Source organism: Thermoactinomyces mirandus (genome assembly GCF_013868055.1).
GTDB lineage: Bacteria > Bacillota > Bacilli > Thermoactinomycetales > Thermoactinomycetaceae > Thermoactinomyces > Thermoactinomyces mirandus.
Genome location: NZ_JACEOL010000036.1, coordinates 133,889 through 147,291, shown reverse-complemented (window position 1 = coordinate 147,291; position 13,403 = coordinate 133,889). Strand labels below are relative to the sequence as shown.

Genomic DNA, 13,403 nt, shown 5'->3' with positions numbered 1-13,403 from the left:
AAAATCATTTACATAAACCAATCATATCCATAATTAATCGACCTCATGACCAATTTCGAAAATTGGATGACAATTTTTTACTACTCAGGTCCATTTTTTTAATTCATTCAAATTGCTGAAAAGTCGGCATCTCCATCCCCTATTTTTAGATTATACACTACTTTACTAATTGTGAGAAGGATAATGATTTTAATAATTACAATTTTAATTAAAGTTGTTCCCCTATCAAGTTGAAAGAAAAAAGATCATTTCACCCGGTGTCATAATAAAAAGGCACCTTTTGTAAGGTGCCCCCCTACAAGCTATTCATTTAACATAAGTTCCTGATTCAATTTCGGTTTTATCCAACAATAAGTTGACATGGTTGTTGCATGGAATATCAATCCTGTCGGCTAACATCAGGTGATGAGACCCGGCAGAAGATCTGTCAATCGGACAATACCGCTGATTCGGCAAGAATCGTGATTTTATCAGGACGGACTTCGATAAACCCGTCATTGACTTTGATTCGTTCTTCCGACTCATTTTTCTTGACTCGAACTGTCTCACCAATAATCGGGCTTACAAACGGAATATGTCTGGGCAAAATACCCACATCCCCATTAGCCGCTCTGACAATGACCATATCAACCTGTTCCGAATAAACAATTCGCTCAGGTGTTACGATTTCCAATTGAACCTTACTCATATTTGCCTACCCATCCTCCAAAGATCGAACCCTTTGGGTATGGCAGGACTTCACCTCCTTACCATACGGAGTGAGCCGTTCATCAAGTCCATCCCCCTCCAAACCCAAACGGAAACAGGGGCAGTCCGTCTGAACAGGACGGAAAAAAGATCCGTTTCCGTCCTTCATTTAAATCATACGGGTATAACCGAGTTTTTTGGCTTTTTCAATGGCTTCATCGATGCCTCCAACCATGTAGAATGCATCCTCCGGCAAATCATCATGCTTGCCTTCCAATACTTCCTTGAAGCTGCGAATAGTTTCCTTGACAGGTACATAGACACCGGGGTTACCGGTAAATTGCTCAGCAACGTGGAAACTTTGCGACAGGAATTTCTCAATTTTCCGTGCACGGGCAACCAATTGCTTGTCATCGTCAGATAATTCATCCATACCAAGAATAGCAATGATATCTTGCAATTCCTGATAACGTTGCAAAATTTGTTGAACGCCACGGGCCACTTGATAATGCTCCAGTCCAACTACATCAGGAGACAGGATCCGGGAAGATGACGCAAGCGGGTCAACTGCCGGATAAATTCCTTTCTGGCTTAAACGACGTTCCAGGTTGGTAGTTGCATCCAGATGAGAGAATGTCGTCGCTGGCGCCGGGTCGGTGTAGTCGTCTGCGGGCACATAAATCGCCTGGATCGAGGTAACCGAACCGGTTTTGGTTGAAGTAATACGTTCTTGCAACTGCCCCATTTCCGTTGCCAGAGTCGGTTGATAACCCACAGCAGAAGGCATGCGCCCGAGTAGCGCAGACACCTCGGAACCAGCCTGGGTAAAGCGGAAAATATTATCAATGAACAACAAGACGTCCTGACCTTCACTGTCACGGAAATGTTCCGCCATCGTAAGACCGGTCAAAGCAACCCGCATCCGTGCACCAGGTGGTTCGTTCATCTGACCGAACACCATGACAGTTTTATCGATAACGCCGCTGTCTTTCATCTCATAATAAAGGTCGTTTCCTTCACGGGTACGTTCCCCAACACCCGCAAATACAGACAATCCTCCGTGCTCCAGGGCAATGTTATTGATCAGTTCCTGAATCAACACCGTTTTTCCTACACCTGCACCACCAAAGAGACCGATTTTTCCACCTTTGGCATATGGACAAAGCAAATCAACCACTTTAATCCCGGTTTCCAACATTTCCTGTTCCGTTGATTGATCGACAAAATCCGGTGCCGGACGGTGAATTGGCATTTTTTCTTCCGCTTTTACTTCCCCGGCTTCATCAATCGGCTCACCCAACAGATTGAAAACCCGTCCCAATGTTGCTCGTCCTACAGGTACGCTGATCGGGCCCCCGGTATCAACGGCTTCCATTCCCCGAACCAATCCATCCGTTGAGGACATTGCTACCGTACGTACAACGTTATCCCCCAAATGCAAAGCAGCTTCCAAAACCAACTCTTTTCCTTCAGGCCGCTTCACTGTAATTGCATTATAAATTTCAGGCAAGTGTCCGCGTTCAAATTCAACGTCTACAACCGGACCCATAACCTGAAGCACACGTCCAGAACTCATCAGATTCCCTCCTTAAACATCCATGCAGTTGTTTCCTGTCCTTTCAACTCCGCCCTGCTCAGCCGTTAAGCGCAGATGCACCACCAACGATTTCTGCAATTTCCTGGGTAATGGCTGCCTGGCGCGCACGGTTCAGATGCAGTGTGAAAGTGTCAATCATTTCTGTTGCATTGTCTGTCGCATTGCTCATCGCTGTCATTCTTGCCGCAAATTCACTTGCTTTTGCATCAAGCAGTGCACTGTAAACCAAGGCTTCTGCATAACGGGGGAGCAAAACAGATAAAACTTCTTCCTGTGATGGCTCATATTCGTATGTTGTTTTCGGGCTTTTGGATTCTTCCTGCAAATTGCCACTTGACAGTGGCAACAATTGTTTGTTTACCGGACGTTGAACGATTGGATTGACAAACTGGTTGTAAACAATATATAACTGGTCGTATTTCTCTTCCGCATAATAACCGACAGCTTTTTTCACAATTTCCTGCACTTCCTCATACGTGGGAGCATCAGGTAATCCCGTGATCTCATCGATTACCGGATAGTCGCGCTTCTTCAGAAAATCCCGTCCTTTACTCCCGATGGCAAACATTACGTACTCGTCCTTGCTCTGATGGCGTTCACTGAGGGTTTGAACCAATGTCCGCAAAAGGTTGCTGTTATACCCTCCGGCCAATCCGCGATCCGACGTAATGACAAGATATCCCGTTTTGCGCACCGGACGTGACTCAAGCATGGGATGTTTGGCGCCCTTTGTCCCCCGGGCGATATTTACAATCACATCACGCATCTTTTCCGCATAGGGACGCCCTTTTTCCGCCTTGGTCTGTGCCCGGCGCAAATTGGCCGCCGCGACCATCTTCATGGCTTTGGTAATCTGCCTCATGTTTTCTGTCGAACGTATGCGTCTTTTAATATCACGCATTGATTGCCCCATGGTTTCACCGCCTTTCTGCAACCGACTCCCAGCCATCAGAGCCGCTGGCAAACAGCGACTCCATCAAAATTGATCCGGCATCTGTTACTTTTCAGAAACTGCAAATCCTTTCTTGAAAACTTCAATGGCTTTTTTCAGTTTTTCCTCTGTTTCCTCTTCCATGACTTTTTTCTCGCGGATCGATTTAAGAATGCCTTGTTCATTGGCATCCAGATAATCATGGAAATCTTTTTCAAAGCGGCGAACATCTGCCACCGGAATATCATCAAGATATCCTTTTGTTACCAAATACAGGGAAACAGCCTGTTTTTCGACAGGAAGCGGCTGGTTCTCGTCTTGTTTCAGAATTTCTACTGTCCGTTCGCCCCGTGCCAGTTTCGCCTTGGTTGCTTTGTCCAGATCCGATCCAAATTGCGCAAACGCAGCCAGCTCATAGTACTGGGACAAATCCAGACGCAAGGTACCGGAGAGTTTTTTGATTACTTTGGTCTGAGCCGAGCCACCTACGCGCGATACCGAAATACCCACACTAATCGCCGGGCGAACCCCGGAATAGAACAGGTCAGATTCCAGGAAAATTTGTCCGTCGGTAATGGAGATTACGTTGGTTGGAATATAAGCAGATACGTCTCCTGCTTGCGTTTCGATAAATGGAAGAGCAGTTAAGGAACCGCCACCGCGAGCATCTGACAGTTTGGCAGCCCGCTCCAGCAACCGGGAATGCAAGTAGAATACGTCTCCCGGGAAAGCTTCACGGCCTGGTGGTCTCCGCAGCAAGAGGGAAAGTTCACGGTATGCAGCAGCCTGTTTTGTCAAGTCGTCATAAATGGCAAGTACATGGCCGCCCTTGTACATGAAATATTCGCCCATCGCACAACCCGCATAAGGAGCGAGATACAGGAGCGGAGCCGGATCAGAAGCACTCGCAACGACGACAATGGTATAATCAAGCGCCCCATACCGGCGCAATTTTTCCACTACCTGAGCGACTGTCGATTGTTTTTGGCCAATTGCCACATACACACAAATGACATCTTCGTTTTTCTGGTTGATAATCGTGTCAAGCGCAATTGCCGTTTTACCGGTCTGACGGTCCCCGATCACCAACTCCCGTTGGCCACGTCCGATCGGAATCATCGAGTCAATCGCTTTAATTCCTGTTTGCAACGGTTCATGAACCGATTTCCTGTCAATGACGCCAGGCGCCGGCGACTCAACCGGACGAAATTCCGCTGTTTCAATAGGTCCTTTTCCGTCAAGTGGCTGACCAAGCGGATTGACAACCCGTCCGAGAAGCTGTTCGCCAACAGGCACTTCCATCATACGACCTGTACGCTTTACCTGGTCGCCTTCGCGAATATCCTGGAAGGGTCCTAAAATAATGACACCCACGTTGTTTTCTCCCAGGTTTAATACCATTCCCATGACGCCATTTTTAAACTCAACCAGCTCACCAGCCATGGCATTCATCAAACCATGAACCTGAGCAATCCCGTCACCTACCTGCATGACGGTACCTACATCCGTAACCTCAATTCCGGCACGGTAATTTTCGATCTGCTCTTTAATGAGAGAACTGATCTCTTCCGGTTTAATGCTCATCAGTGTCACCCCGATCTTTTCTTCCGTCTATGGTCTAACCTACTTGTGTTCGTTTTAAATGTTCCCTGAAGCGGTTCAGTTTCGTTCTCAGGCTTCCATCATACAGGCGGTCGCCTATTTGTACGATCACCCCGCCCAGGATATCTGAATCCACTTTTTCAACAATCTCCATTTTTTTCCCGATGATCGGTTCAAAAGTTGCCAGTAACTGTTCCTTATCATCGGCAGTCAATTCGAATGCCGTTGTGACGATCGCTTCCGTGACTCCTTTTGCTTCATTGGCAAGGGACTTGTATACTTCGTAAATATCAGGCAAAACCGTTTCCCGATGTCTGTCGATCAGCAAATAGACCAAATTGTTTGTATACTTGTCAAGCCCCTTGAAAACCTTTGTTACAAGTTCTTTTTTTTGCTCGGTCCCGATCGCGGGATGATTCAGCATTTGGCTCAACTCCGGGGAAGCCGCAAATATATCGGCAATATGTTTCAGGTCTTTTTCAATCAAATCCACGCATTTTTTTTCTGAAGCAACCTCAAACAACGCTTTCGCATAACGTTTTGCTACTGCTTTACTCATTGTAATCTTCCTACCTCGTCAAGATAGCTGGAAACAAGCTCGGACTGTTCTTTTTTGTCCAATTCCTTTTGCAGAACCTTGGATGCTAATTGGATCGAAAGCATACCTACTTCATCACGCAAGCTGGCCAGCGCTTTTTCCTTTTCACGCCGGATTTCGCTGGTTGCTTCTTCAAGAATGCGTCCTGCCCGTTCCTGCGCCTGTTTGATAATCGCCTCAGACTCACGATCTTTTTGTGCCCTTGCACGTTCAATGATTTCTTTCGCTTCCTTGCGTGCCTTGTTTAATGCTTTACGTTGTTCCTCCAGCAATTTTTCAGCTTTTATGCGGTTTTCTTTTGCATCCTCAAGCTGATCCTCAATATAATCCTGCCGTTTTTTCATTGTCTTCAGCATAGGACGAAGGGCAAATTTGGAGACAAGAAGCATTAAAATAATAAATGCCACCAGCTGAAACAGCATCGTTCCGATTTCAAATGACAATCCAGTTCACTCCCTTCAGGCTTATGGGATTGTTCAGCTTCTTTTTTCACACGATCAGACGGGGACATCTTAAGATTCCCCGTCTACTGACCGGACTCATCAGATAATGCCAAGTACCAGCATGATTCCAAATGCCACAGCAATAATCGGCAAGGCTTCAACCAATGCAATTCCAATAAAGGTTTGCGCAAACAAGGTTCTTTGAACTTCAGGTTGACGAACCACACCATCCAGATAGCGACTAAATACCAATGCGTTACCAATTCCCCCTGTGATTGCAGCAAATGCGAGCAATAATGCACCAGCCAAAATGTTCAAATCCATAACTATTCCTCCTCAATATATCGTCTTAAAAGGTTTAAGAACCATTGTTCTAACATTTACAAACTTTCAAGTGTGTAAATATTCAGCACAGATGTTTTTCAGACTTTTTCTGTTCAAAGCTTTTCGTGAGTAAAACCATTAATCATACGCGATTTTTTGCGCCATGTATACCATAGCCAGTACCGTAAAGACATACGCCTGAATGAGGCCAACCAGGACGGAATAAGCAAGCCACACGATAAGTGGCGCCCCGGTCAGGTACCAACTTCCTCTGAGTAAAACCATGATCAGGATTTCACCAGCAAAAATGTTGGCCCAAAGACGCATGCCGTGTGTAACCGGTTTGGCGACTTCGTCGACCAAATGGATCGGAAACATCCACCAGTACGGCTGAAAGTAATGGGAAACATAGTGTTTTGCTGATTTACGGATTCCCAAAAAGTGAGCAACCAGGGTAATCGCCAATGCCATTGAGATGGTTACGTTGATATCTGCAGTCGGTGACTTCCACCAGGCATAAGCATTATGCTCTTCGCCTCCGCCTGCTTCGTGCCCTTCTTCATGAACCGCCTCAATATGTAATGACGGGATCGGATCATGGTATTCCGCGACTACATTGAACATAAGACCCAATTGGTTTGCAATAAAAATAAACAAAAAGAGTGTAAATGCAAAACCATAAAAGCGTTCAGCTGTTTTTCCTTCCAGGTTTGAGCGGACAATCCCTTGGGTAAATTCAATCAGCATCTCAACAGCATTTTGCAGTCCTTTAGGAACGAGTGAACGCCGACGGGCCGCAGCGATTGCCAGGATCAGCACCAGAGCACAAGTAACAATCGTTGTAAACATAACAGTTACATCAAACTGGATGGGAATCCCCGCCAACTCAAACCCTATTTTAGGTGTTTTTTCCATTTGCCGTAGATTCACCCCTTTCTTTCCAAGTTGGAGAACGTCTGGCATCAAGAAACTCCAGGAAAGCAATTAATATATAACAAAATGGCAACCCCGCTACAATTGCGCGAACATCAAACCATGCGGAAAACTTCACAGCAAAAAAAATCGCTAAGGCCACCATCAGATAACGATGAATCATACCGATTCCTCGATATTTTGCGGTCTTTGTCGCAATGACATTTTCTTCTACAACTCTCATTTTTTTCGCGAGATTAAAGACATTGTACAAACTTACACATATACCCAGGAAAATACCGGCCACGATTCTTTGGTAAGGGGCAACAAACCAGATGGCCAGTAGCAGAGCGAGCATCGCAGCAGTGAAATAAACCACCTGCTGTTGAATCTTTTTCAAGGACCCCATGAGGAATTCATTCCTTTAACAAAGCTCTCAAAGTATAGATCGCGCTGACAAAACCTAATCCTATTCCGAGCAACACACCCGATAACAGCATGAACGGCTTTGTTCCCCAAACAACATCCAGTTTTTTCCCCAGCCAGGCCCCGCCCAGCGTCAGAAGGACAATTTCCGTCCCCATTGAACTGACTGCCGCAGCAATCCGCATGGCTTTACTGTTCACATTCATAAAAAACCCCCATCACTCTGTTTTTGGAGGAAAATTTAGCTTGGGGAGCTTAATTTTTGCTTCTGATTGTTTCCCGAGTAGGTACTCTTTCTGCCTATAGTAACGAAATGTTCTATAAGTTGTCAACTAATTCTCAAAAAAGCCTGCTGCACAAACTATTCAATTTATAAAAATTAATTTATATATAACTAATATATTCATATATTTTTAGCCAAACAAACTAATAATATGACGTTTTTGCTTCCCGATTGCTTTTCTCCCTTTAAAGTTTTTAATGATTATTTCGTCCCAAAGAGCCGGTCACCAGCATCTCCCAAACCTGGAACAATATAGCTTTTCTCGTTCAGTTCCGGGTCTACCGCGGCTACATAAATATCCACATCACCATGCTCTTTTTGCACACGTTCAATCCCTGCTTCCGCGGCAATCAGGCACATCAGTTTGATGTTTCTGGCTCCTATATCCTTCAGGGCGCTTATTCCGGCAGTGGCAGAACCTCCGGTTGCCAGCATGGGATCAATCAGGATCAGGTCCCGTTCACCAATATCCGAAGGCATTTTGGAGTAATATTTAACCGGCTCCAGGGTTACCGGATCACGGTACATTCCCAGATGGCCAACCTTGGCAGTCGGGATCAGTTTCAAAATGCCATCCACCATGCCAAGCCCTGCACGCAGGATCGGAACCAGACCTATTTTTTTCCCTGCCAGTACTTTGCATTTCGCCCGAGTAATCGGTGTTTCCACTTCCACTTCACGAAGCGGCATGTCCCTGGTAATTTCATAAGCCATCAAAGCTGCCACTTCGTCAACCAATTCGCGGAATTCCTTGGTTCCGGTGTTTTTGTCGCGAATGTAAGTCAACTTGTGCTGAATAAGCGGGTGATCAAATACATAAAGATTCCCCATTATTACCCCACCCTTTTCTAATATTTTATTACATCCAAATGATTATACCCGTAATCTATTCAATATAAACAGTTATTCACAAAAAAATCTTGGAAAAATTATCCTGAATAATTAAAGGGCTTTACGACAGCTTTACCAAAAATAAACGGGTATTTTTTCTGGAAAGACTTTTTTATGGAAACTATTTTCACTTTTCTGGTTGCCAGATTACGGACTGTTGAGGGAAAACAATAAAAATACAGTCGGCGTTAACCGAATCCTCTTGCCTTTGGAAAGAATAATATCTGCTGGTGCCAGCGTTAACTCTTGAGAAAAACCAATTCATAACGAATTTTTTCCTATAAATTGTTCTTTTTGTCATTATAATACAATTTTACTTTCAGGGCATGTTTCTGTTATATATTTGTTATTTGTTGTCAATTTTCGATAAATTTTCATTTCCTTTCTTTAACATACGCTAATGTCTTCTGCTTGAAGGATTAAAGGTCAGCAGATTGCCCGTCAAGCTCCCTCAAGGCCTGGTTCAGATCAACTCATTCCGAAAAACCTCCAACCGGTCTCCGGCTGAGTGTCCGGCATGGTCTCCAGACTGTATAGATAATCAAATCCCTCGGCAAATATCTATTGTTTGGTCTGAATCCCCATCAGCATTGGAATAAGTTTATTCTGAAATGAGTAAATAATCTTCAAAAGCACCCTAAAAACTAAGATGATTTTTTTAAGCTGGAATTATCATCATTTTCCAAAAAAAGTCAACAACAATATCAAACCGGCATATCCAGCACAGAACACAATCTAGGGTCCAAAAAGGATGATAGCGTCCCGCGAGCATTTTTAAGGCAAACCAACCAAACGGTTTTCCAAACAGAAAAGAAAAATTCTTGGGACTAGCAGTTTTTTTAGATAATTTTTGCTTTTAACCTCAGATTATAACAGTCCGATCCACCAGGGACCGGACTGTGGGTTTATGGATGTTTCATGTTATTCAATATGAAAGTTGCGAATACAAGGGATACGTTTCAGTCAAGTGCGCAACCCGCTGTCTCGCTTCCGCCTGCACCTGGCTGTCCTCCGGATTTTTCAATACCATTCCTATAATCCTGGCGATCTCTTCCATCGCCTTGGTATCCATTCCCCGACTGGTTACGGCAGCAGTTCCGATCCGGATTCCACTGGTTACAAACGGCTTCTCCGGATCAAACGGAATGGCATTTTTGTTGGTCGTAATTCCCACTTCATCCAGAAGTGCTTCCGCTTTTTTCCCGGTCAGGCCCATGTTGCGTACATCGATCAGGATCAAATGATTATCCGTTCCGCCTGAAATAAGTTCAAATCCCTGTTCTTTCAGGGAATCAGCCAGGTACCTTGCGTTTTCCACAACCTGTCTGCTGTATGCTTTAAACTCATCCGTCAATGCCTCGCCAAGTGCAACCGCTTTTGCGGCAATCACATGCATGAGCGGTCCCCCTTGAATTCCGGGGAATATCGCTTTGTCGATCTGTCTGGCATATTTTTCCTTGCACAGGATCATGCCGCCGCGTGGCCCGCGCAGGGTTTTGTGGGTGGTGGTCGTTACAAAGTCAGCATACGGAACAGGACTGGGATGAAGACCCGTTCCCACTAGACCGGCAATGTGAGCCATATCTACCATCAGGTAAGCTCCAATTTCATCGGCGATTTCCCGAAATGCCCTGAAATCGATCATGCGGGGATAGGCGCTCGCACCGGCTACGATCAACCTGGGATTGTGTTCCAATGCCACCTTGCGCACTTCATCATAGTCAATACGGTGGGTATCGCGGTCAACACCGTAAGCCACAAACCGATACAGTTTCCCGGAAAAGTTGACCGGACTCCCATGCGTCAGATGACCGCCGTGTGCCAGATTCATTCCCAAAACCACATCTCCGGGGTTCAATACTGAAAAATAGACAGCCATATTGGCCTGTGCCCCGGAATGAGGCTGCACATTGGCGTGTTCTGCGCCAAACAGTTTCTTGGCACGCTCCCTGGCCAGATCTTCCACAACATCTACATATTCACAGCCGCCATAATACCGTTTGCTCGGGTATCCCTCAGCATACTTGTTGGTCAGGACAGTCCCCATCGCTTCCATCACAGCCGGAGATACAAAGTTTTCAGAAGCAATCAACTCTATTTTATCCTGCTGACGGCCCAATTCCTGACGAATCGCTTCAGCCACTTCCGGATCACTTTTTCTTAACAATTCCATGATATACCTCCTTGAATGTTCGGCTTTTTTATATATTCTATCAAACCGATTCCATTTTGAGGACATGTATTTTAGATTTTCAATAATCATAAATTGCCCGGGCTCCCCCGATCAATTTGGGACGGGTCTTTGCCATCGTGACATGTGCCTTCCCGATCGTCCGTTGAGTCGGACGAACTGGAACGGCAACCGGCTTGAGATGCATTCCGATCAATGTATCTCCAATATCGATACCCGCATCCGCCTGAATGTGTTCTACAATTACGGGATCCTGCATATGCCTGAAAGCATAGGCAGCCATGGCTCCTCCCGCATTGTGGACGGGTATCACAGTAACTTCCGGCCAACCAAACCGTTCAGCTGTTTCCCGTTCCACCACCAGGGCCCTGTTCAGGTGCTCACAAGCCTGAAAGGCCAGATGGAAACCAGCCTGTTTTTGAACATCGCAAATTGCATCATATAATATTTTGGCTATTTCTTCACTGCCGGAGGTGCCGATTTTCTTGCCCGACACTTCACTGGTGCTGGCTCCGACGACCAATACATGCCTTGAGGTCAGGGGCATTGCTTCAAGCAAATCGTCAAGCGCACTTTTTACTTCTTCACGCAACATTACTCATCATCTGCTTCCATCTGTTCAACCTTTTGCAAACGGCGCAGGTGCCGGTCTCCCTGAAACTCTGCAGTCAGCCAGGTGCGCACGATTGATTTGGCCAGATCAATCCCCACAACCCGTTCACCCAGTGCCAGGACATTGGCGTTGTTATGTTCGCGGCTCATTCTCGCGGAATATTCATCCGTTACGACAGCACAACGAATTCCTTTCACTTTGTTTGCGGCGATAGACATGCCAATCCCCGTTCCGCAAATCAGAATGCCCCGTTCAAATTCCCCTTTGGCGACGCGTTTGGCTACAGGTTTGGCATAATCGGGATAATCGACAGAGGTATCACAATCACATCCTGCATCCTCATAAGAAATTTTCATTTCATCCAACAAACCTTTGATCTCTTCTTTCAGCTTGCGACCGCCGTGGTCAGAACCCAATATGATTTTCATAATGTAAGCTCCTTTCTGTTCCCTCACAAGTATACCCTATTCACTGGCTGAATTGGATGGGGGCAATTCCTGTTTCCAACGGTCAACAATCCTGACAATATATTCTTTTAATTCCTCTGCGCATTTCCGGTAATGATCCACATCCCCGCCGAACGGATCAGCCACATCCAGATGTCGGGCAGCCCTGATCCTGTCCAGATATTTTTTCTCCTCTTTCTTCAGCGGCTGGAGCGCTTTATCCAGCGCCAGGCTGGCCGTTTCCGACCAGGGCTCGTCCGCTTTCAAATCAAAGCGTTTCCGGATTTCGGCCCGTTTATTCTCGGCTTCCATATACAGGCGATCCAGTTTCTGATGGATGTCATCAATTCCCTCGCCCCACAAGGCATACTCTTTCAGCGTATATACTTTTCCGGCACTGTGGGGAAATTGGTGAACAATCATCTTTTTGTGCGCTCCGGTCATCGACAGGACCAAATCTGACCAATCAATCAGTTGGGGAGTAAGCGACTGGGACTCATGCTCATACGCAATACCTTTTTCCTTCAGGACCTGGACCGCCTGCGGAGATGGCTTTATTCCGCTGATCGCTGAAACACCTGCCGATTTCACTTCAACAGGCAGCCGGTTTCTTCCAGCCATCTCACGAAGCAATGCTTCAGCCATCGGACTGCGGCATGTGTTTCCGGTACAGACAAACAATACTTTCTTCACTCACTTCACCTCGGGACATCTGTTCTTAAATATCAGTTGAACAGGCAGTAAATTTCTCGTGCTCACCTTTATGCAAAGAAGATACTTATCCATTCTTTTTTAAAAAAACATATCATTAAATGACCGGTTTCTTCCACCCTTCAGGAATTTTTCTGAGGATGGTCAAAACAAAAATTTTCCGCCCAAAAAAAGCAAAATAAATCCGCCAAGTATTTCTCCGTAACGGCCGATCCATCCGCCTACAAACCGCCCCAGCAAAAGGCCGGTTCCTGCCATCATAAGGCCGGCGATTCCAAACAGGAGAATGGTCAGGATCACGTCTGTATCGAACAGGCCCAGGCTGAGTCCCGCCGAGAGTGAATCCATGCTGACACTGAGCGAAAGCAACAAGGTCTCCGTCACCGACTGAATTTCAATTTTCTCTGCCTTATCGCCCCTGAGAACCTGGTATAACATGTTCAGTCCCTGAAAACATAGCATTCCGCCCCCGAACGTGACGGCGATCTCCTTGATCACAGAGCCCAGCAAACGCCCCAATCCCATCCCCACCAGCGGCATCAGAATATGAAAAATGCCAACCGACAGGCTGAGCCAGGCCATCTGTCTGACAGACAACCGCCTCATTCCCAGTCCGATTCCAAGTGAAAAGGCATCCATTCCGAGTGCAACTGCAATCATGGATAATGTCAAGACTTGACCCCATTGTGCCAGCGTCAGCTCCATTTGTTTCCCCCCCTGTCCCATGGTTGGGTTGGTGCTTGTACAT

16 protein-coding genes are annotated in these 13,403 nt (G+C 46.0%); all 16 read right to left on the bottom strand.

All coding sequences use genetic code 11. The features are described 5' to 3' along the window. Positions 1–427 precede the first annotated feature (427 nt). Complete coding sequence (atpC, locus tag H2C83_RS11935; RefSeq protein ID WP_181741006.1) at positions 428–688, bottom strand: ATP synthase F1 subunit epsilon; 261 nt, start codon at positions 686–688, stop codon at positions 428–430. Between the two features lie 168 nt (positions 689–856). Next, complete coding sequence (atpD, locus tag H2C83_RS11930; RefSeq protein ID WP_181741004.1) at positions 857–2,263, bottom strand: F0F1 ATP synthase subunit beta; 1,407 nt, start codon at positions 2,261–2,263, stop codon at positions 857–859. 58 nt (positions 2,264–2,321) lie between these two features. Continuing rightward, entirely contained in the window at positions 2,322–3,197 is an 876-nt protein-coding gene (gene atpG / locus H2C83_RS11925) for an ATP synthase F1 subunit gamma (protein WP_181741093.1), read from the bottom strand. 84 nt (positions 3,198–3,281) lie between these two features. After that, a complete protein-coding gene (gene atpA / locus H2C83_RS11920) occupies positions 3,282–4,799 on the bottom strand; it encodes a F0F1 ATP synthase subunit alpha (protein WP_181741002.1) in 1,518 nt (505 codons plus the stop codon). 34 nt (positions 4,800–4,833) lie between these two features. Beyond that, positions 4,834–5,376 carry a F0F1 ATP synthase subunit delta gene (locus tag H2C83_RS11915; RefSeq protein WP_181741000.1) on the bottom strand — a complete coding sequence of 181 codons (543 nt, stop codon included), beginning with the start codon at positions 5,374–5,376 and terminating at the stop codon, positions 4,834–4,836. Beyond that, a complete protein-coding gene (gene atpF, locus H2C83_RS11910) occupies positions 5,373–5,858 on the bottom strand; it encodes a F0F1 ATP synthase subunit B (RefSeq protein ID WP_246333876.1) in 486 nt (161 codons plus the stop codon). The genes H2C83_RS11915 and atpF overlap by 4 nt, the downstream gene beginning before the upstream one ends. Positions 5,859–5,957: 99 nt before the next feature. Further along, positions 5,958–6,182 carry an ATP synthase F0 subunit C gene (gene atpE, locus H2C83_RS11905; protein ID WP_181740998.1) on the bottom strand — a complete coding sequence of 75 codons (225 nt, stop codon included), beginning with the start codon at positions 6,180–6,182 and terminating at the stop codon, positions 5,958–5,960. A gap of 138 nt (positions 6,183–6,320) precedes the next feature. Continuing rightward, positions 6,321–7,112, bottom strand: a complete 792-nt coding sequence (gene atpB / locus H2C83_RS11900; RefSeq protein WP_312853910.1) for a F0F1 ATP synthase subunit A — start codon at positions 7,110–7,112, stop codon at positions 6,321–6,323. Next, positions 7,081–7,494 (bottom strand): ATP synthase subunit I, encoded by a 414-nt coding sequence (locus H2C83_RS11895; RefSeq protein WP_181740996.1) that lies wholly within the window; start codon positions 7,492–7,494, stop codon positions 7,081–7,083. Before H2C83_RS11895 ends, atpB begins: the two co-directional genes overlap by 32 nt. A 16-nt stretch (positions 7,495–7,510) precedes the next feature. Next, positions 7,511–7,726 carry an AtpZ/AtpI family protein gene (locus tag H2C83_RS11890; protein ID WP_181740994.1) on the bottom strand — a complete coding sequence of 72 codons (216 nt, stop codon included), beginning with the start codon at positions 7,724–7,726 and terminating at the stop codon, positions 7,511–7,513. 278 nt (positions 7,727–8,004) lie between these two features. Continuing rightward, a complete protein-coding gene (upp, locus tag H2C83_RS11885) occupies positions 8,005–8,634 on the bottom strand; it encodes a uracil phosphoribosyltransferase (RefSeq protein ID WP_181740993.1) in 630 nt (209 codons plus the stop codon). Between the two features lie 985 nt (positions 8,635–9,619). Then, complete coding sequence (gene glyA, locus H2C83_RS11880; protein ID WP_181740991.1) at positions 9,620–10,867, bottom strand: serine hydroxymethyltransferase; 1,248 nt, start codon at positions 10,865–10,867, stop codon at positions 9,620–9,622. Positions 10,868–10,946: 79 nt separating this feature from the next. Further along, positions 10,947–11,480 carry a TIGR01440 family protein gene (locus H2C83_RS11875; RefSeq protein ID WP_181740989.1) on the bottom strand — a complete coding sequence of 178 codons (534 nt, stop codon included), beginning with the start codon at positions 11,478–11,480 and terminating at the stop codon, positions 10,947–10,949. After that, on the bottom strand, positions 11,480–11,926 hold the full coding sequence (gene rpiB / locus H2C83_RS11870) for a ribose 5-phosphate isomerase B (protein ID WP_220184132.1): 447 nt from the start codon (positions 11,924–11,926) through the stop codon (positions 11,480–11,482). The genes H2C83_RS11875 and rpiB overlap by 1 nt, the downstream gene beginning before the upstream one ends. Positions 11,927–11,962: 36 nt before the next feature. Continuing rightward, positions 11,963–12,637, bottom strand: coding sequence for a low molecular weight protein arginine phosphatase (locus tag H2C83_RS11865; RefSeq protein ID WP_181740987.1), 675 nt, complete (start codon positions 12,635–12,637; stop codon positions 11,963–11,965). 162 nt (positions 12,638–12,799) lie between these two features. After that, the gene (locus H2C83_RS11860) at positions 12,800–13,360 is read right to left on the bottom strand and encodes a manganese efflux pump MntP (RefSeq protein ID WP_181740985.1); all 561 of its coding nucleotides are present in this window, start codon (positions 13,358–13,360) and stop codon (positions 12,800–12,802) included. Positions 13,361–13,403 lie beyond the last annotated feature (43 nt).